The 19,340-nt window shown below is 69.4% G+C and carries 18 protein-coding genes; 15 read left to right on the top strand and 3 right to left on the bottom strand.

What is annotated here, in order from left to right:
* Positions 1-3 precede the first annotated feature (3 nt).
* Entirely contained in the window at positions 4-534 is a 531-nt protein-coding gene (locus FZ033_RS04445; RefSeq protein WP_149574937.1) for a flavin reductase family protein, read from the bottom strand.
* A 266-nt stretch (positions 535-800) separates the two neighbouring features.
* Between FZ033_RS04445 and ruvB the strand changes: the two genes are divergently transcribed.
* The 4 genes from ruvB (at position 801) to ybgC (ending at position 3,634) form a co-directional block, all read left to right on the top strand.
* Complete coding sequence (gene ruvB, locus FZ033_RS04440; protein ID WP_149574936.1) at positions 801-1,832, top strand: Holliday junction branch migration DNA helicase RuvB; 1,032 nt, start codon at positions 801-803, stop codon at positions 1,830-1,832.
* A 52-nt stretch (positions 1,833-1,884) separates the two neighbouring features.
* Positions 1,885-2,520 (top strand): TetR/AcrR family transcriptional regulator, encoded by a 636-nt coding sequence (locus FZ033_RS04435; protein ID WP_149574935.1) that lies wholly within the window; start codon positions 1,885-1,887, stop codon positions 2,518-2,520.
* Positions 2,521-2,611: 91 nt separating this feature from the next.
* Positions 2,612-3,025 carry a DUF2852 domain-containing protein gene (locus tag FZ033_RS04430; RefSeq protein ID WP_149574934.1) on the top strand — a complete coding sequence of 138 codons (414 nt, stop codon included), beginning with the start codon at positions 2,612-2,614 and terminating at the stop codon, positions 3,023-3,025.
* A gap of 99 nt (positions 3,026-3,124) precedes the next feature.
* Complete coding sequence (ybgC, locus tag FZ033_RS04425; RefSeq protein ID WP_149574933.1) at positions 3,125-3,634, top strand: tol-pal system-associated acyl-CoA thioesterase; 510 nt, start codon at positions 3,125-3,127, stop codon at positions 3,632-3,634.
* A gap of 34 nt (positions 3,635-3,668) precedes the next feature.
* Here the strand turns inward: ybgC and FZ033_RS04420 are convergent, their stop codons facing one another.
* Positions 3,669-4,052 carry a cell division protein ZapA gene (locus tag FZ033_RS04420; RefSeq protein WP_149574932.1) on the bottom strand — a complete coding sequence of 128 codons (384 nt, stop codon included), beginning with the start codon at positions 4,050-4,052 and terminating at the stop codon, positions 3,669-3,671.
* 5 nt (positions 4,053-4,057) lie between these two features.
* Complete coding sequence (locus FZ033_RS04415) at positions 4,058-4,363, bottom strand: DUF4164 domain-containing protein (RefSeq protein WP_149574931.1); 306 nt, start codon at positions 4,361-4,363, stop codon at positions 4,058-4,060.
* Positions 4,364-4,692: 329 nt separating this feature from the next.
* Here FZ033_RS04415 and tkt point away from each other — a divergent pair, with 329 nt between their 5' ends.
* From tkt to murJ, 11 genes are all read left to right on the top strand, one after another.
* Complete coding sequence (tkt, locus tag FZ033_RS04410) at positions 4,693-6,684, top strand: transketolase (protein ID WP_149574930.1); 1,992 nt, start codon at positions 4,693-4,695, stop codon at positions 6,682-6,684.
* 109 nt (positions 6,685-6,793) lie between these two features.
* Positions 6,794-7,804 (top strand): type I glyceraldehyde-3-phosphate dehydrogenase, encoded by a 1,011-nt coding sequence (gene gap, locus FZ033_RS04405; RefSeq protein ID WP_149574929.1) that lies wholly within the window; start codon positions 6,794-6,796, stop codon positions 7,802-7,804.
* Between the two features lie 20 nt (positions 7,805-7,824).
* The gene (locus FZ033_RS04400) at positions 7,825-9,015 is read left to right on the top strand and encodes a phosphoglycerate kinase (RefSeq protein ID WP_149574928.1); all 1,191 of its coding nucleotides are present in this window, start codon (positions 7,825-7,827) and stop codon (positions 9,013-9,015) included.
* A 207-nt stretch (positions 9,016-9,222) separates the two neighbouring features.
* A complete protein-coding gene (locus FZ033_RS04395; protein WP_149574927.1) occupies positions 9,223-10,248 on the top strand; it encodes a class I fructose-bisphosphate aldolase in 1,026 nt (341 codons plus the stop codon).
* Between the two features lie 279 nt (positions 10,249-10,527).
* Positions 10,528-11,118: a thiamine phosphate synthase gene (locus tag FZ033_RS04390; RefSeq protein WP_188079300.1), complete on the top strand. Its 591-nt coding sequence runs from the start codon at positions 10,528-10,530 to the stop codon at positions 11,116-11,118.
* Entirely contained in the window at positions 11,115-12,290 is a 1,176-nt protein-coding gene (locus FZ033_RS04385) for a tetratricopeptide repeat protein (protein ID WP_232847324.1), read from the top strand. The genes FZ033_RS04390 and FZ033_RS04385 overlap by 4 nt, the downstream gene beginning before the upstream one ends.
* Before the next feature lie 376 nt (positions 12,291-12,666).
* Positions 12,667-13,161: a peptidoglycan-associated lipoprotein Pal gene (gene pal, locus FZ033_RS04380; protein ID WP_149574925.1), complete on the top strand. Its 495-nt coding sequence runs from the start codon at positions 12,667-12,669 to the stop codon at positions 13,159-13,161.
* 252 nt (positions 13,162-13,413) lie between these two features.
* A complete protein-coding gene (gene ybgF / locus FZ033_RS04375) occupies positions 13,414-14,337 on the top strand; it encodes a tol-pal system protein YbgF (protein WP_149574924.1) in 924 nt (307 codons plus the stop codon).
* 30 nt (positions 14,338-14,367) lie between these two features.
* Entirely contained in the window at positions 14,368-15,504 is a 1,137-nt protein-coding gene (gene tilS, locus FZ033_RS04370) for a tRNA lysidine(34) synthetase TilS (protein ID WP_149575063.1), read from the top strand.
* Positions 15,505-15,619: 115 nt separating this feature from the next.
* Positions 15,620-17,542 carry an ATP-dependent zinc metalloprotease FtsH gene (gene ftsH / locus FZ033_RS04365; RefSeq protein ID WP_149574923.1) on the top strand — a complete coding sequence of 641 codons (1,923 nt, stop codon included), beginning with the start codon at positions 15,620-15,622 and terminating at the stop codon, positions 17,540-17,542.
* A 114-nt stretch (positions 17,543-17,656) separates the two neighbouring features.
* The gene (gene murJ, locus FZ033_RS04360) at positions 17,657-19,207 is read left to right on the top strand and encodes a murein biosynthesis integral membrane protein MurJ (protein WP_188079299.1); all 1,551 of its coding nucleotides are present in this window, start codon (positions 17,657-17,659) and stop codon (positions 19,205-19,207) included.
* Positions 19,208-19,340 lie beyond the last annotated feature (133 nt).

Genomic DNA, 19,340 nt, shown 5'->3' with positions numbered 1-19,340 from the left:
TCCTCACGGCATCCGGGAGGGCAGCTTCAGGGTGTCCCCGTCCACCGCGAAGGTGCCGTAGCCCTGGTGATGGATGGTGCGCGGCGCCGTCTGGGCCGGGTCGCGCCACGCCTTCACCACTTCCAGCACGAACAGGTTGAAGCGGTTGACGAGGCGGGTCTCCACCACCCGGCATTCCAGATTGGCGAAGCACTCCTTGATGAGCGGCGCCGCCACCAGGGCGGCGGGCTTGGGCGTAAGCCCGATGGTGGCGAACTTGTCCACGTCGCGGCCGGAGCAATTGCCCACCTTCACCACCTTGTCGGCAATCTCCACGGCGGGAATGGCGATGACGCACTCCTTGGTGGTACGCAGGGCGGTGAAGCTGAAGTCGCCCTGGGAGACGATGCAGGCGATGAGGGGCGGGGTGAATTCCACCATCATGTGCCACGACATGGTCATGACGTTGGCGTGCCCGCGATGGCTGGTGGTGAGCAGCACCACCGGGCCGGGCTCGATGAGCTGGTAGACGTCGGCGAGGGGAAGGTCCTTCATGGCCGCTCCTCCTGGAACGAAGCCCGGTCCGCTTGCCCTAGGGGTCATGGGCTTTCTATGGCTGGGTTGGGAGCCTTCCCCGCACGGAGCGCCAGCACGTCGCATTATAGGCCTGTCGCGGCGCGCCGGCGTTGCGGCATGTCACGTGTGTCAACGCGCTGCCAGAGTTGGAGCCACCTGCCGAACCTGCGTTCCCCTTCCGTACCCGGCCGGCGCACACTACAGTCGCACGAGTCGCTGGCCCCCAGGGGAGCAAGACCTCTTCCATGAACACCCGCCTCCTCTCGGGCGAGAAGCACGGCGAAGACGCCGCCGATTCGACGCTGCGGCCCCAGCTCCTCAAGGAGTTCGTGGGGCAGGCGCAGGCGCGCGCCAATCTGGAAGTGTTCATCAAGGCGGCCCGCGCCCGCGGCGAGGCGCTGGACCATGTGCTGTTCGTGGGTCCGCCCGGCCTCGGCAAAACCACGCTGGCCCAGATCATGTCGCGGGAGATGGGGGTGGGCTTCCGCTCCACCTCCGGCCCGGTGATCGCCAAGGCGGGGGACCTCGCCGCCATCCTCACCAATCTCGAAGAGCGCGACGTGCTCTTCATCGACGAGATCCACCGCCTCGCGCCGGCGGTGGAGGAAATCCTCTATCCCGCCATGGAGGATTACGAGCTGGACCTCGTCATCGGCGAGGGTCCGGCGGCGCGCTCGGTGAAGATCGCCCTGCCGAAATTCACGCTGGTGGGCGCCACCACGCGCTCGGGCCTGCTCACCACGCCGCTGCGCGACCGCTTCGGCATTCCGGTGCGGCTCCAGTTCTACACGGTGGAGGAACTGGAGAAGATCGTGGTGCGTGGGGCGCGGGTGCTCGGCATCGCCATCGCCCCGGACGGCGCCACCGAGATCGCCCGGCGTGCGCGCGGCACGCCCCGCATCGCCGGCCGGCTGTTGCGGCGGGTGCGTGACTTCGCCCTGGTGGCCGATGCCGAGCGCATCGACCGCAAGGTGGCCGACCGGGCGCTGCTGGCGCTGGAGGTGGACGCCGCCGGGCTCGATGCAATGGACCGGCGCTATCTCACCGTCATCGCCGATTATTACGGCGGTGGCCCGGTGGGTGTGGATACGCTCGCCGCTGCGCTCTCCGAGCCGCGCGATGCCATCGAGGAGATCGTGGAGCCCTTCCTGGTGCAGCAGGGCTTCATCCAGCGCACGCCGCGCGGGCGGATGCTGACCGCCACCGCCTTCCGCCACCTCGGTCTGCCGGAGCCGGTGGTGGTCAAGCCCATGCCCCTGTTCGACGAGGGCGAGTAGGCGGCTCCATGCCCATCGACGCGGCCCCGCCGTCAATGTACATCACATTCACATGAGCTGGTCCCGGAACGGAGAAACGCGGTCCTACCATCACGGCAACCTGCGGGAGGCCTTGATGCAGGCGACCCTCGACCTGATCGGGGAGAAGGGCGTTGCGGGCGTCACCTTCGCCGAGGCGGCCCGCCGCGCCGGTGTGAGCGCCGCCGCGCCCTACCGCCATTTCCGCGACCGGGACGAATTGCTGGCGGCGGTGGCCGCCGTCGGTTTCGAGCGGCTGGCCGATGCCCTCACCACCGCGTGGCAGAACGGCCGGCCCTCCGCCGCCGTCGCCTATGAGCGGGTAGGGCGGGCCTATCTCGATTTCGCCCGGCGGGCGCCGGCGGAATATGTGGCCATGTTCGAATCCGGCTTGCCGGCGGACGGCCACGAGGGCTTGCAGCAGGCCAACAATCGCGCGTTCGGCGTGCTGCGCGAGGCGGCGGAAGTTTTGGTCTCTCACATTCCCGGCCCGGCGCGCCCGCCGGCCCTGATGGTGGCGCTCCATACCTGGTCGCTGGCCCATGGGGTGGCGTCCCTGTTCGGTCGGGCCGACAGCGCCCGGCGCAAACTGCCCATGGGCCCGGATGAGCTACTTGAGGCCGCATTCCTCATTTATCTGAAAGGTCTCGGCGCCCCCTCCGGCAGCTGAGTCCCGCGCCCGTCAAGGGCCGGGCCATTGACAAAACGGGGGCCTTTGCCTATCTATGTAAATGTTATTAACATTAACCGGGAACGCGGCTATGGAGCTCGCTTACAAGCTCGACAGTTACGGCAAACCGGCGTGGATCGCGCTGACGGTGCTGGGCTTCATGGCCTGGTGGCCGCTGGGCCTCGCGATCCTGGCCTTCACCATCGGGAGCGGACGGATGGGATGTGGTGCCAAGCGCGGCTTTGGCCGCTGGCAGGAAGAGGGTGGGGATGCCCTGCGCGGCGCCTTCGGGCGCTGGAGCCGGACCATGCCGTCCAGCGGCAACCGCGCCTTCGACGAGTATCGCCAGGAGACGCTGCGGCGCCTCGAGGACGAGCAGAAGGACTTCCGCGACTTCCTCGAGCGCCTGCGCCAGGCCAAGGACAAGTCGGAGTTCGACCAGTTCATGGCCGACCGTCGCAGCCGCCCCGCTGAGCCGGGTCCGGACGCTCCGTCCGGCAACTGATCCAAATCCTGCGGCGCGTTGCCGCCGTGGGACGGTTCCAGACCATCTTGAGCCGCGCCCTTTGTTCACAAGGGGCGCGGTCTCGTTTATGAGGGCGACATGGTCGAGCGCCCCAACTTCTCCCCGTCCGATCCGCACCTCACCCTTGCCGGCCGGCTCATCCCCGGCGGCCACGCGCTGCATGTGCGCGTGTATTATGAGGACACGGATTTCTCCGGCATCGTCTACCACGCCAACTATCTGAGATTCATGGAGCGCGGCCGCTCCGACTACATGCGGCTCTTGGGCGTGTTCCAGGGTGAGCTGTTCGAGCAGGCGGCGGCCGAGGCGCCGGGCTTCCACTTCGTCGTCCGCTCCATGCAGATCGACTTCCGCAAGCCGGCCCGTATCGACGACGTGCTGGAGGTTGTGACCCTCTCCAAGGAAGTGGCCGGCGCGTCCATCACCCTGTTGCAGCAGGTGAAGCGGGATGGCGAGGTGCTGGTGTCTGCCACCGTGCGGGTAGCCTTCGTCTCGGAAGGGCGGGCCAAGCGCATTCCCGATGCGCTGCGGCAAGCGACGCTTCAGGATGCACGCGCGGCCGAGGCCATCGGCGAAACCCAGCGCTGAGGTGCCTTAACGCGCCTTCAGCTCATTCCGATCCTCAGCCCATGCCCACCGAGCCGCGCTCCTTGGGGGCGAGCTGGGAGACAAGCTGCTCGATGCGCTCGGCCACCTGATCGATGGTGCGCGCCACCTCCTCCTCGCTCGCCTCGATGCGGGCAATGGCGGAGGCCCGGGCGTCTCGCTGGCTCTCGATGTCGCTTTCCAGCGCGGCCACGCGCCGGCGCGTTTCCGCCAGTTCGTCGGCGATGGTGATGGCGGCCATGACCACGAGGCGCTGGTCGCCGATCTCGCCGAAGGCGGTGCGCAACTGGGAGATGCGGCCGTCAATGTCGTGGGCGAGCCGGATGAGGTGCTCTTCCTGCCCCTCGTCGCAGGCCATCCTGTACTGGCGACCGGCGATGGTGACCGAGACATGAGGCATGCCCGTCAGCCGCCGTGGGTCGCGAGCACGTCGCGGATCGTGCCCATGGCCACGTCCAGGCGGCGGATGATCTCCCGGCCCACTTCCTCCACCTGGCCGGCATCAGCCTTGGCCAAATCGAGCTCAGCGGCAAGGCGCGCCCGGTCGTTGCCCATGGCGTGAAGCTGGGCCGCCAGCGCCTCCTGATGGCGGTCGGTCTCGCGGCGGCGATCCAGCGCGTCGTTCAGGGCGTCGAGGGCCGCATGGAGGCGCCGGGTCGCGGCCTCGATGGGGGCGTCCTGGAGCGGCGGGCGATGCTTCAGCGCATACATTGGCAAAGTGTAGCCGAGTCGGACCGCATGGCGCCAGACTTTCCCCACCTGTCAACATGAATGGGTCAAAGGAGAGCCTCCGGCCCCTCCAACTTTCCGCATTTGCGAATGCTGCAATGCGGAAGCTTTGCTGCAGGCGCGACGATGCAGCGCGGGGCTCTGCGAACCGCCCAGCTTGACGTTCGAGGACCGGGCAGGTTTGACAGCCATGCGAGCCTTGGTACAAGGCGGCCAACACTGGCCGGATGACCCTGATGGGTCTGCCACAGCTCGAGGTTGTCTCTGGCAGGGCGGCGCGTCCGGACCCCGGCGCGGGAGAAACGGAATTCATGCTGAGCCGCACGAGTCACGACCGCATGGCCAACGCCATCCGCTTCCTTGCCATGGACGCGGTGGAAGCTGCCAATAGCGGTCATCCCGGCCTGCCCATGGGTGCTGCGGACATCGCCACCGTCCTGTTCACCAAGGTCCTGAAGTACGATCCCACGCGTCCTTTCTGGCCCGATCGCGACCGCTTCGTGCTGTCCGCCGGCCACGGCTCCATGCTGCTCTATTCGGTGCTGCATCTGGCCGGCTACGAGAAGGTGACGATCGAGGAGATCAAGCGCTTCCGCAAGCTCGGCTCGCTCACCCCCGGCCATCCCGAGAACTTCGTTACCGAAGGCATCGAGACCACCACCGGCCCGCTCGGGCAGGGCATCGCCACCGCCGTGGGCATGGCCATGGCGGAGCGCGCGCTCGCCGCCCGCTTCGGCAAGGATGTGGTGGACCACCACACCTTCGTGCTCTGCTCCGACGGCGACCTGATGGAGGGCATCAGCCAGGAGGCGGCGGACCTCGCCGGCCACCTGAAGCTCTCCAAGCTCATCGTCATGTGGGATGACAACGGCATCTCCATCGACGGCGCCACCTCCATCTCCGGCTCCACCGACCAGCTGGCGCGCTTCGCTGCCTCCGGTTGGGCGACGACCCGCATCGACGGCCACGATCCCGAGGCCATCCTCGCAGCGCTCACGGCCGCCAAGGCCTCCGACCGGCCGACCCTGATCGCCTGCCGCACCGTCATCGGCTTCGGCAGTCCCAAGAAGGCGGGCTCCGAAAAGGTGCACGGCTCCCCGCTCGGCGCCGACGAGATCGCCGCCACCCGCGCGGCCCTCGGCTGGGAGGCCGCGCCCTTCGAGATCCCCGCCGACGTGCTCGCCGGATGGCGCGCCGCCGGCGCCGCCGGATCCGCCGCCCGCGCGGCCTGGGACGCGCGCCTCGCCGCTGCCCCCGCCGCCGACCGGGCCGAGTTCGAGCGCCGCATCGCCGGCACGCTGCCGCAGGCGCTGGAAGGCGCCATCGTCGCCGTCAAGCAGAAGGCGGTGGCGGACGGCGGCGCGGTGGCCACCCGCAAGTCGTCCGAGCTGGTACTGGATTTCATTACCCCCGTGGTGCCGGAGATGCTGGGCGGCTCGGCCGACCTCACCGGCTCCAACAACACCAAGGCCAAGGGCGCGAAGGCCATCACGCCGGACGATTTCGCCGGCTCCTTCGTGCACTGGGGCGTGCGCGAGCACGGCATGGCGGCAGCCATGAACGGGATCACCCTGCACAAGGGCCTCATTCCCTTCTCCGGCGGCTTCCTGGTGTTCTCGGACTATTGCCGCCCCTCCATTCGCCTCGCCGCGCTTATGGGCGAGCGGGTGATCCATGTGCTCACCCACGATTCCATCGGCCTCGGCGAGGACGGCCCTACCCACCAGCCGGTGGAACACCTCGCGGCCCTGCGCGCCATACCGAACCTTCTGGTGATGCGCCCCGCCGACACGGTGGAGACGGCCGAGTGCTGGCAGATCGCGCTTGAGGCGGAAGGGCGGCCCTCCGCCCTCATCCTGTCGCGCCAGAACCTGCCGATCCTGCGCACCGACGCTACGCCTGAGAACCGCTCGGCCGGCGGCGCCTACGAGATCGTCGCGGCCTCGGCCAAGGCGCAGGCCAGCCTGTTCGCAACCGGCTCCGAGGTTTCGCTTGCGGTGGAAGCCGCCAAGCTTCTGGAGGCGCAGGGTGTACCCACCCGCGTCGTCTCCATCCCTTCGTTCGAACTCTTCCTCGAAAGGCCTGCCGCAGAGCGGGCCAAGGTGATCGGGGACGCTCCGGCCAAGGTGGCGGTGGAAGCCGCCATCCGCATGGGGTGGGACGCCATCGTCGGTTCGGATGCCGCCTTTGTGGGAATGACCTCGTTCGGCGCCTCGGCGCCTGGAAAGGACCTTTTCGCCCATTTCGGACTGACCCGGGACAAGGTCGCGGCCAAGGCCCTCGACCAGCTCCGGCAGGCTTAGATCATCGGCGCACGGCGGGCGCGACCAGGCCGCACCGCGGGCTCTTCCGCGGGAGCGCAACGCAGTTTCGCAGAGGCCGGGCTTCAAGCCGGCTCAAGGAGGACCCATTATGAGCGTCAAGGTGGCCATCAACGGTTTCGGTCGCATCGGGCGTAACGTTCTGCGCGCCATCATCGAATCGGGTCGGACCGACATCGAGGTGGTGGCGATCAACGACCTCGGCCCGGTGGAGACGAACGCCCACCTCTTCCGCTTCGACAGCGTGCACGGCCGCTTCTCCGGCGAGGTCAAGGTTGCCGGCGATACCATCGACGTGGGCCGCGGCCCCATCAAGGTCACTGCGGTGCGCGATCCCGCCCAGCTGCCCCACGCGGCGCTGGGAGTCGATATCGCGCTCGAGTGCACCGGCATCTTCACCGCCCGCGACAAGGCGGCCGCTCACCTCGCGGCCGGCGCCCGGCGCGTGCTGGTCTCCGCCCCGGCCGAGGGCGCCGACCTGACTGTGGTCTACGGCGTGAACCACGACAAGCTCACCTCCGAGCATCTCGTGGTCTCCAACGCTTCCTGCACCACCAACTGTCTCGCCCCCGTCGCGAAGGTCCTGAATGATGCCGTCGGCATCGAGAAGGGCTTCATGACCACGATCCACTCCTACACGGGCGACCAGCCGACGCTGGATACCATGCACAAGGACCTCTACCGCGCCCGCGCGGCGGCCATGTCCATGATCCCCACGTCCACCGGTGCCGCCAAGGCGGTGGGCCTGGTGCTGCCCGAGCTGAACGGCAAGCTGGACGGCACCTCCATCCGCGTGCCGACCCCGAACGTCTCGGTGGTGGACTTCAAGTTCATCGCCAAGCGGGCCACCAGCAAGGACGAGATCAACGCGGCCGTCATCGCCGCGGCCACGTCCGGACCGCTGAAGGGCATCCTCGGCGTCACCGACCAGCCCAACGTCTCCATCGACTTCAACCACGACCCGCACTCCTCCACCCTGCACCTGGACCAGACCAAGGTCCTGGAAGGCACGCTGGTGCGCGTGCTGTCCTGGTATGACAACGAGTGGGGCTTCTCCAACCGCATGGCCGACACCGCAGTCGCCATGGGCAAGCTCGGTTGAGCGGGGAAGGGGGCGCCAAGATGACCGCCTTCCGAACCCTCGACGACGCGGACCTCGCCGGCAAGCGGGTCCTCGTGCGCGTTGATCTCAACGTGCCCATGGAAAGCGGACGGGTCACCGACGAGACCCGCCTGAAAGCCATCCTGCCCACCATCCGCACCATCACGGACAAGGGCGGCAAGGTGGTGCTGCTGGCGCATTTCGGGCGGCCCAAGGGCCGCGACGAGAGCCAGTCCCTCGCCCCGGTGGCGAAGGCGCTGGAAGGCCAGCTCGGCCGCAAGGTGGCGTTCGCCTCCGACTGCGTGGGCGAAGCGGCGTCGAGCGCCATCTCCCGGCTCGCCGCCGGCGAGGTGATCGTGCTCGAGAACACCCGCTTCCACGCGGGTGAAGAGAAGAACGCGCCGGATTTCGTGGAGGCTCTCGCCAGCCTCGGCGACATCTATGTGAACGACGCCTTCTCCGCCGCCCATCGCGCCCATGCCTCCACCGAGGGGCTGGCCCGCAAGCTGCCGGCCTATGCCGGCCGCTCCATGGAAAGCGAGCTGGCCGCGCTCACCAAGGCCCTCGAGGCCCCGGTGCGTCCGGTGCTCGCCGTGGTCGGCGGCTCCAAGGTGTCCTCCAAGCTCGAGCTTCTCGGGAACCTCGTGAAGAAGGTGGACATCCTGGTGATCGCCGGCGGCATGGCCAACACCTTCCTTGCCGCCCTCGGCAAGAAGGTGGGCAAGTCGCTGTGCGAGCACGACCTGGCCGACACCGCCCGCGAGATCCTGGAGAAGGCCAAGGCGGCCGGCTGCGAGATCGTGCTGCCGGTGGACGCGGTGGTGGCCAAGGAGTTCAAGGCCAATGCCGCGCACCGCGTGGTCGGCGTGGACGAGGTGGGCGACGACGAGATGATTCTCGACGCCGGTCCCGAAACCGTGGCCGTGGTGGCGCAGAAGCTCGACGGTGCCAAGACCGTGGTCTGGAACGGCCCGTTCGGCGCCTTCGAGATGACGCCGTTCGACGCCGCGACTGTGGCGGTTGCCCGCGACGTGGGCAAGCGGACCCGCGCCGGCACGCTGCTGTCGGTAGCCGGCGGCGGCGACACGGTGGCCGCGCTCAACCATGCCGGGGTCGCGGGAGACTTCTCCTACGTCTCCACGGCCGGCGGCGCCTTCCTGGAATGGCTGGAAGGCAAGGCCCTGCCGGGCGTCGAGGCTCTACGGCGCTGAAAAAAGACCGCCCGGATGGCAAAATGTCGTCCGGGCGTTTGTTTGTTGCACCGCAGCGGGTTCATTTGCTGCGCTGCAATGGTATGATGTCTCGCTGGCCCACGCCCGCCCCGCCGGTCGGGGTGTGCGTGGGTCCTTCATGATCGGGGCCGGCGCGCCCTGGTCTCCACGCCCGCCGAGGGGCGGCAAAAAGGCAGGTGAAGGCACATGACGGCTGAGCTCGACGCGATCGCGCAGAAAATGGTGGCCGACGGCAAGGGCATTCTGGCGGCAGACGAGAGCAGCGGCACCATCAAGAAGAGGTTCGACGCCATCGGTGTCGAATCCACCGAAGAGAACCGCCGCGACTATCGTGAGCTGATGTTCCGCTCGGAAGCCATGACCAAATACATCTCCGGCGTCATCCTCTACGAGGAGACCATCCGGCAGAAGGCCAAGGACGGCACGCCGCTCGTCAGCCTCATCCAGCAGGCCGGCTCCATCCCCGGCATCAAGGTGGACGCGGGCGCCAAGCCCCAGCCGGCCTTCCCGGGTGAGACCATCACCGAGGGCCTCGACGGCCTCGCCGGCCGCCTCAAGGAATACTATGATCTCGGAGCCCGTTTCGCGAAGTGGCGCGCGGTGATCGACATCGACACCGCCAAGGGCATCCCCTCCTACGGCTCCATCCGGGCCAACGCCCATGCGCTGGCCCGCTATGCGGCCCTGTGCCAGGAAGCCGGGATCGTGCCGATCGTGGAGCCGGAAGTGCTCATGGACGGCAGCCACGACATCGACACCTGCTACCGGGTGACCGAGTGGGTGCTGAATACCACCTTCGAGGAGCTGTACTACCAGCGAGTCCGCCTCGAGGGCATGGTGCTGAAGCCCAACATGATCGTGCCCGGCAAGAAGGCCGCGAAGCAGGCCTCTGTGGCGGAGGTGGCCGAGAAGACCGTGCGTGTGCTGAAGAGCACCGTGCCGTCCGTGGTGCCCGGCATCGCCTTCCTCTCCGGCGGCCAGTCGGACGAGGATGCCACCGCCCATCTCGACGCCATGGTGAAGCTGGGCGGCCTGCCCTGGAAGCTCACCTACTCCTACGGCCGCGCCCTCCAGGCCGCGCCGCAGAAGGCGTGGGCCGGCAAGGCCGAGAACGTGGCCAAGGCCCAGGCGGCGTTCACCCATCGCGCCCACATGAACTCGCTCGCCGCCCTCGGCCAGTGGTCGTCGGAGGAAGAGCGCAAGGCCGCCTGAGCGCGCCTTGCCTCATGAGAAGACAAAGGGCCGGCTCGCGCCGGCCCTTTTTTATGGCGCTGCTCGTCCTGCCCGATTCGCGTCGTCGATGCAGGTTCAGTTCGCCTTGAAGCCGCTGGGCATATATCGGCCCGCGAACTTGCGGTAGAGCAGATACCAGTCAGATTGCGCCGCAGCCTGATCGGCTTGCGCTCCCGCGGGCCGTGCCCCCAATTTGCCGATTTCTTGGCCGACCGATCATCCATGTCTTCCCCTTTGCCGCCGCCTGGCGCCCGACTCATGCTGGTCTTCACCCTCACGCCCGAGCTGCGGCCGGACGTGGCTGCAGCGGCCGTGCGCGCCGGCGACGTGGCCGCCGTGGTGCTGCGCGTGCCCGAAGGCGGCGCGCCTGACAGCGGCCACCTGCGCGCCGTGGCCGAGGCGATCCAGAAGCACGATGCGGCGGTGCTGGTGGACGGGCCGGAAAATCTCGTCGCGGCGGCCGGCCTCGACGGCGTCCATGTGAGCGATCTGCGCAGCCTTCAGGCCGCGCTGCGCGCCCTGAAGCCGCAGGCCATCGTGGGGGCGGGCGGCCTCGCCAGCCGCCACGACGCCATGGAGGCCGGGGAGGGCGGGGCGGACTATGTCTTCTTCGGCGCCCTGGAGCCCCAGCCGGGGGACACTGCTGAAATTCTCGATCTCGTGGGCTGGTGGGCCGAGCTGTTCGAGGTGCCATGCGTGGGTCTTGCGGCCTCCCTCGACGAGGCGGAGGCGCTGGCCCGCGCCGGTGCCGATTTCGTCGCGCTGGCCGAGACGCTGGTGGCGGACGGCGGCGCGGCGACGGTGAGGGCGGCCATGGACCGCCTTGCACGCGTGGACGCGCAGCCATGAGCATGGGCCAGGTCCGGCGGGTTTCGCCGGCGGCGGCGCGGGGAATGGCGCGCGTCGCGGCCTTGAACCTCGCGCTGGCCCTTGCGCTGGCGGGCACCTCCGCACTCGCCCAGACCGCTCCACAGCCCAAACCCTCCGAAAAACCCTCCTCCGACAAGCCCACTTCCGACAAGCCGCCCGCCGCGAAGCCTGCGGCCAAGCCCGCTGCCAAACCTGCCGCGAAGCCTGCGGCCAAACCCACCGACAAGCCCGGTGCGCCGCGTCCCGACGCCGGCGGCGGGCCGCCGCTGCTGGGGCCGCAGATCTCCTATCCCAGCCTCGATACGCCGGGGGGCAGCGGTGATCTGGCCTACGGCGCCTACCAGCGCGGCTATTACCTTTCCGCCTTCAACGAGGCGCTGAAGCGTGCCCGCGCGGGAACCGACCCGGCAGCCATGACCCTGCTCGGCGACCTCTACGGCTCGGGCTACGGCGTGCCGCTGGATTTCGCCAAGGCCATCGAATGGTATCGCAAGGCCGCAGCGGCCGGCTCGCCGGGCGCGCTTTTGTCCCTCGGCAACCTGACGCTGGCCGGGCAGGGTCTCAAGAAGGACGAAGTGGAGGCCGCCAGGCTGTTCCGGGAGGCGGCGGAAAAGGGCAATGGCCCTGCGGCCTACAATCTCGGCCTGCTCTATCTCCAGGGTCGCCAGATCCCCAAGGAGCCAACGGAGGCCGCGCGCTGGTTCGAAGTGGCGGCCGGCAAGGATATCGAGGACGCCCAATATGCCCTCGCCGTGCTGCTCAAGGAGGGCAACGGCGTGGAAAAGGACGTTGCCCAATCGGCGCAGCTGATGGCTTCGGCGGCTCGGCTCGGCCACATCACGGCGCAGGTGGAATTCGCCATCATGCAGTTCAACGGCGTGGGCGTGCCCAAGGACGAGGCGGCGGCGGCCGCCATGTTCCGCAAGGCCGCTCTCGGTGGCAATGCCATCGCCCAGAATCGCTATGCGCGGCTGCTCGCTGTGGGCCGCGGCGTGTCGCAGGACAAGGCCCAGGCCGCCGTCTGGCACCTGCTCGCCAAGCATCGCGGGCTTGGCGACCCCATGCTGGACGAGATGGTCACCCAGCTGCCTGCTGCCGACCGCAAGAAGGCCGAGGCCCAGGCTGCCCGCTGGGAAGCCGGCCGCGCCTGATACGGCTCGGGTGAGTGTGGCACTTGTGCAACGCTCGCCGGTGTCGTCGGTCTGCCCCCGAGCCCTGCACCTGCTCGCCATGATGACGCCACGAGACGGCATCAGTGAAGACCTCGTCGACGGGCCGGCGTTGCCAGCCCTGCGGCCCTCTTCGGAACCGCCGCATGCGCGTTGTCCGCCTGGAGCGGGCGTGCCGCCGCGCGCCGGGAAGAGGCGACAAGGATAACGGCTTGGAAACCATGGCGCGCAGGAACTGCGGCGCGCCGCACGGTTTCCGGCAGGACATGCGGCTTCAGGCCGTGCACGGAACGTTCGCTTAACCGGGCGGCTGATAGACGAAAGCCTCCGGTCCAGCGTTGAGAAGGGAGATACCGGAATGCGTTTCCTCAGGCTAGCTCGCGGGTTCCGGTTCGCGGCGCTTTTCGGCTTCGCGCTGGCCCTTGCCGCGTGTGCCAATAATCCCAACCAGAACGCCGCCGGTGCTGGCGGTGCGGGCGGCCCGCCCGGTTCGCCACAGGAATTCGTGGTGGCGGTGGGCGATCGCGTGTTCTTCGAAAGCGACCAGACCGACCTCACGCCCCAGGCGCGGGCCACCCTGGATCGTCAGGCCCAGTGGCTGCAGCAGTGGAACCGCTACACCTTCACCATCGAAGGTCATGCGGACGAGCGCGGCACCCGCGAATACAACATCGCCCTCGGCGCCAAGCGGGCCCAGAGCGTGCGGGATTATCTCTCCGCCCGCGGCATCGATCCGTCGCGCATGCGGACCATCTCGTATGGCAAGGAACGCCCCGTCGCGGTCTGCAACGACATCTCCTGCTGGTCGCAGAACCGTCGCGCCGTTACCGTGCTGAACGCCGGCGGCGCCTGAGCGCGGCAGCCGGTATCATCGAAAAGGGCCGGCGCCGCCAGCGGCCGCCGGCCCTTTCGCTTTGCGGGGCAAGGAAAGGGGCGGTGTCTTGCGTCCGGTGGCGGCAGACGGCGAGACACGGTGCACGACTTCCCGACAGCGCCCCTCCAAGCCCTTGCCGAGTCACACTTTGGACGTGATCCATCCCCTATTCTTGAGCGCTCGGGAGGCTGATCCCGGCCGTCCTTCCCGCCACAAGCCCTTGGACCCAAGATGATGCGCCTGCCGCTGGTCGGTGTTCTCGCCCTCGCCCTGAGCGCCGTCGCGCTGCCCGCCGCCGCCCAGCAGGACGGTGGATTGTTCGGCAATATCTTCAAGCCCCCGGCCGCAACGCCCCAGCCCGTGCAGGGCGGCGACGAAACCGAGCTGGTCGGCCGCATGGAGCGGCTCGAATCGTCCCTGCGCCAGCTCACCGGGCAGGTGGAGCAACTGCAGTATCGCAACCAGCAGCTCGAGGCGCAGGTGCGCCGGCTGGAGGAAGGTGCCGGCGGCGCCCGGGCTCCGGCCGCGGCGTCCGCACCCGCATTGGCGCCGGCGGCGACGCTGCCCTCCGGTCGCCCGGCGACCGTGCCCGGCGCCTCCGGCAAGAGGTCCGACGCCTTCGATCCCAACATGGACCCCGCCGCCCCCGGCGCGCCGCAGCCCCTGGGCTCGCCCGCGAGCGCCGCCGCGGCCCTGCCGCGCCCGGCTGAAGCCGTTCCCGGCGGGCGCCCGGCCGGGGGCACCCAGGTGGCCGCGCTGCCGGGGCAAGGCGCCTCCGTGCGCGAGCTTTACGACGCCGGCCAGGCCCAGCTTCAGCGCCAGGATTATGCCGGCGCCGAGCAGACCTTCCGGCAGATCATCCAGTCCGCGTCCGGCGACCGCATCATTCCCGACGCCACCTTCATGCTCGGGGAGAGCCTGTTCCTGCGCCAGAATTACGGGGACGCGGCGGCCTCCTTCCTCGAGGTCTCCACCAAATATCCCAACTCCACCCGCGCCCCCGAGGCGCTGCTGCGGCTCGGCCAGTCCCTCGCCGGCCTCGGCGAGAAGGAAACCGCCTGCGCCACCCTGCAGGAGGTGGACCGCAAGTATCCGCGCGCCCCGTCCTCCATCCGCCAGGCGGTGGAGCGGGAACAGAAGCGCGTCGGCTGCTGAGGCCGAATGACCACGGGCGGCGGTGCGGCGATGGACACCGGGGAGACCGGCCCCCAAGAGGGCGCCCCTCAGGAGAGCGCCCCTCAGGAGACCAGCCCCATCGAGGACAGCGCGCTCGATACCCTGTTCGCTCCCTTCACGCGCAACACCCGCATCCTGATCGCCGTTTCCGGAGGGCCTGATTCCACCGCCCTGCTGCATCTCGCCGCGCGCTGGCGCGCCGGCCGTGCGTCCGGTCCGGACCTGATCGCCGCTACGGTGGACCACGGTCTGAGGGCGGAGGCCGCAGCCGAGGCCGAGGCGGTCGGTGCCTTCGCCACCCTTCTGGGCGTGCCCCACCGCATCCTCGTCTGGCAGGGTGCCAAGCCCGCCCACGGCATCCAGGAGGCGGCGCGGGAGGCGCGCTACAGCCTGCTGGCGGATGCCGGGCGGCAGGCCGGGGCCACCGCCATCGCGCTCGCCCACACCCGCGACGATCAGGCGGAGACGGTGCTGTTCCGTCTCGCCCGCGGCTCGGGCCTCTCCGGCCTGTCCGGCATGCGCGGCGATGCCGCGCGCCATGGCCTCGCGCTGCTGCGCCCCTTTCTCGACGTGCCCAAGGCGCGACTGGTGGCGACGCTCGAGGCCGCAGGCCTCGCGTTCGTGCGCGACCCTAGCAATGGCGATCTCCGCTTCGCCCGCCCGCGCCTGCGCGCCATGGCGCCGGCTCTGGCGGGGGAGGGGCTCGACGCCCGCCGCCTCGCCGTGCTGGCGCGCCGGATCGCCCGGGCCGACCAGGCGCTGGAGGCTGCCACCGATGCTGCCGAGGTCGCCGTACGCCGTCTTGGTACCGAAGAGCGCCCGGATACCTTCAGTCTCGACGCCCCTATCTTCGCCAGCCTGCCGGATGAGATCGCCCTGCGCCTGCTGGGCCGCGCCATCCACAGGGTGGGGACCGAAGGCCCGGTGGAGCTTGCCAAGCTGGAAGCCCTGTTCGAGGCCCTGAAAGCCGCGGCGCCGGTACGCTCTGCTCCATTTCGCCGCACGCTGGCCGGTGCCCTGGTGAGCCTGCGCGGCGAGGTTCTGCACGTTTCGGCCGCCCCCCCCCGGCGGGAAACCGGCCTGCTCGCACCGAATTCAGCAGTCGATGGGCCTGTCGTCCTTGGCAAAAAGGGGCCTCGCTCCTAGATTAGGCAGCGGACGGTGCGGGAGGTCCCACTGACGGCAGTCCAGTGCGGAGGCATTCCTTCCGTATGGTAAGGCGTCAAAACGGGCTGGCCCTGTCTGTCCCCACGAGGGTTCAATGAACGCCAATCTACGCAATTTCGCCCTTTGGGTGATCATCGTCCTCCTGCTTCTGGCCCTGTTCTCGCTGTTCAACAGCCCGGGGCAGCGCACGAACGCGAACGAGATCTCCTTCTCGCAGCTCCTCAACGACGTTGACGCCGGCAAGGTGCGCGAGGTCGTGATCGAGGGGCCGAACATCACCGGCACCTATTCCGACCGTTCCGGCAGCTTCCAGACCTACGCGCCGAACGATCCGTCCCTGGTGCAGCGGCTGTACGGCAAGGGCGTGCAGATCACCGCCCGCGCGCCGTCGGACAACGTGCCGTGGTTCGTGAGCCTGCTCGTCTCCTGGCTGCCGTTCCTGGCGCTGATCGGCGTGTGGATCTTCCTGTCGCGCCAGATGCAGGGTGCCGGCGGCAAGGCCATGGGCTTCGGCAAGAGCCGCGCCAAGCTGCTGACCGAGGCGCATGGCCGCGTCACCTTCGACGACGTGGCCGGCATCGACGAGGCCAAGAGCGACCTCACCGAGATCGTGGAATTCCTGCGCGACCCGCAGAAGTTCCAGCGCCTCGGCGGCCGCATCCCGCGCGGCGTGCTGCTGGTCGGCCCCCCCGGCACCGGCAAGACGCTGCTCGCCCGCGCCATCGCCGGTGAGGCCAACGTGCCGTTCTTCACCATCTCCGGCTCGGACTTCGTGGAGATGTTCGTGGGTGTCGGCGCCAGCCGCGTGCGCGATATGTTCGAGCAGGCGAAGAAGAACGCGCCCTGCATCATCTTCATCGACGAGATCGACGCGGTGGGTCGCCACCGTGGCGCCGGCCTCGGCGGCGGCAACGACGAGCGCGAGCAGACCCTCAACCAGCTGCTGGTGGAGATGGATGGCTTCGAGGCGAACGAGGGCATCATCCTCATCGCCGCCACCAACCGTCCCGACGTGCTCGACCCGGCGCTGCTGCGTCCCGGCCGCTTCGACCGCCAGGTCATCGTGCCGAACCCGGACGTGGTGGGCCGCGAGCAGATCCTGAAGGTGCACGCTCGCAAGATCCCCGTCGCCCCGGACGTGAACCTGAAGACCATCGCCCGCGGCACCCCCGGCTTCTCCGGCGCGGACCTCGCCAACCTCTGCAACGAGGCGGCGCTGATGGCGGCCCGGCGCAACAAGCGCATGGTCACCATGGCCGAGTTCGAGGATGCCAAGGACAAGGTCATGATGGGCGCGGAACGCCGCTCCCTCGTCATGACCGAGGAAGAGAAGATGCTGACCGCCTATCACGAGGGCGGCCATGCCATCGTGGCCCTGAACGTGCCGGCCACGGACCCGGTGCACAAGGCCACCATCATCCCCCGCGGCCGCGCGCTGGGCATGGTCATGCAGCTGCCCGAACGGGACAAGCTCTCCATGTCCTACGAGCAGATGACCTCGCGCCTTGCCATCATGATGGGTGGGCGCGTGGCGGAAGAGCTGATCTTCGGCCACGACAAGGTGACCTCCGGCGCCGCTTCCGACATCGAGCAGGCCACCCGCCTCGCGAAGATGATGGTGACGCGCTGGGGCTTCTCGGCGGATCTCGGCGCCGTGGCCTATGGCGACAACCAGGACGAGGTGTTCCTCGGCATGTCGGTGTCACGCCAGCAGAACGTGTCCGAGGCCACTGCCCAGACCATCGACCGCGAGGTGCGCCGCCTCGTGGACGAGGGCCATCAGGAGGCCAAGCGCATCCTCACCGAGCACCAGCAGGACCTCGAGACCCTGGCGCGCGGCCTGCTGGAATACGAGACCTTGTCCGGCGACGAGATCATCGACCTTCTGGACGGCAAGACGCCGAACCGGGAAAGCGTGATCGAGCCGTCGAACCCGCGCGGCTCGGCCATTCCCACCACCAAGCGCCCGCGTCCCGGCGGCGCCGGCGGCTCCATCGAGCCCCAGCCCCAGGCCTGACCGGGTCCACTGGTCCCGAACGAGGAAAACGCCCGCGCAAGCGGGCGTTTTCTTTTGGGCCCGCGACACCGGATGGCCATCGACAGTCCAAGCGGGGCGGGGCAGAACCGAGCCATGTCCCTCCTCGCCCGCACCTCCATCGTCTCGGCTGCGACACTCTCCTCCCGTGTCCTTGGCTTCGTGCGCGATGCAGCCACTGCCGCGGTGCTCGGTGCCGGGCCCACCGCCGATGCGTTGGTGGCGGCCCTTGCGCTGCCGCTGCTGGCGCGGCGGCTGCTGTCGGAAGGCGCGTTCAACCTCGCCTTCATCCCGGCCCTCGCCCATGCCGAGGGCGAGGGGGAGGGCGCCGCCCGCCGGCTCGCGGGGGCGACGCTGGCGCTGTTGTTCGGCACCCTGCTCGCGTTCGCGCTCCTTGCCGCGCTGTTCATGCCGCAGGTCATCCGCCTGCTGGCGCCGGGCTTCGAGCCGGGCGGCGCGCGCGCGGACGTGGCCGTGCTGTGCGGGCGGGTGGCGGTGCTCTATCTACCGTTCGCCGGCCTTGCCGCCATTTATGGGGGCGTCGCCAACGGCGCCTACCGGGTGCTGCTGCCGGCCCTGGCCCCGGTGGCGGCCAACCTCACCGTGCTCGCCGTCATCGCTGTGCTGCTCTTGCGTGGGCTGATGGAGAGCGACACCGCTGCCTTGGCCATCGCCGCCGCCACCGTGGCTGCGGGCGTCTCCCAGCTTTGTCTCATGATGGTGGCCGCGCGCGGCTGCCCGGCGGCGCCCGGGACCTTGCCGGGGGGCTCGGCGGGCGGCTGGCCGTGGCGCAAGGCGCTGGGCGTCATCCGCGATGCCGCGCCGGCGCTGCTGTTTGCGGGCCTGAGCCAGTTCCGCCTCATCATCATCGCCGCCGCGGTCTCGGCGAGCCCAGGCGCCGTGGCGGCGCTGAACTATGCCCAGCGCCTCATGGACCTGCCCCTCGGCCTCGTGGGCGCGAGCGCGGGGGCTGTGCTGGTGCCGGCCCTGCTGCGCAAGAGCGCGCTCTCGGGCGCGGCCAGCGACGCCCCGGAGGCTTCGGGCCGCGCCATGCTGGCCGCCCTCGCCTTCGCCTTGCCGGCGGCCACCGGGCTTGCCGTGCTGGCGGATCCCATCGTCGTCACCCTGTTCCAGCGCGGCAGCTTCGATGCGGAGGATGCCCGCCTCACCGGCGTGCTGCTGGCCGTGCTCGCTTTGTCGCTGCCGGCGCAGGGGTTGGAGCGCATCCTCTCCGCTACCGCATCCACCTCGGGCCGCGTGAAGACGGCGGAGCGCGTCGCCCTCGGCTCCCTCGCCGTCTGCTTGCTTTCGGCCTTCGGCCTGGGACTGGTCTGCGGGCCGCGGGCGGCGGCGGGGGCGGCGGCGCTTTCGGCCTTCGCCTCCATCCTGGTGCTGGGCGGCCTGCTAGTGCGCGCGGGAGTGTTGGTCTTCTCCCGCGCGGTGCTGTTCTCCAGCCTTGGGCTTCTGGCGGCGAGCCTGCTCATGGGTGGCTGCGTCGCATCGCTTGCGGCGCTCTGGCCGGCACCGGAGGGGCAGATGGCCGCCGCCGTGCGGCTGGCCGGGCTGGTGGGCAGCGGCGGCGTGGTCTATGGCGCTGCCGCCTTCCTGCTCAAGGCGCTGGTGCCGAAGCTGGCGCCAAAGGCCTGAGGCGTCCCGTCCCGCGCGCTTTGCCTGCGGCCCGTCTTTGCGCCCCTTGCGCGGCGGGGCACCAGGTGGCATGACGCGGCCCATCGTCTCCCCGCACATGGCCGCGCTTTCGGCCGCCGGGGTTCATCCATGC

The organism is Xanthobacter oligotrophicus (genome assembly GCF_008364685.1).
Lineage (GTDB): Bacteria > Pseudomonadota > Alphaproteobacteria > Rhizobiales > Xanthobacteraceae > Xanthobacter > Xanthobacter oligotrophicus.
The sequence above is the reverse complement of the archived record's forward strand: the minus strand, read 5'-3'. Positions and strand labels throughout refer to the sequence as shown.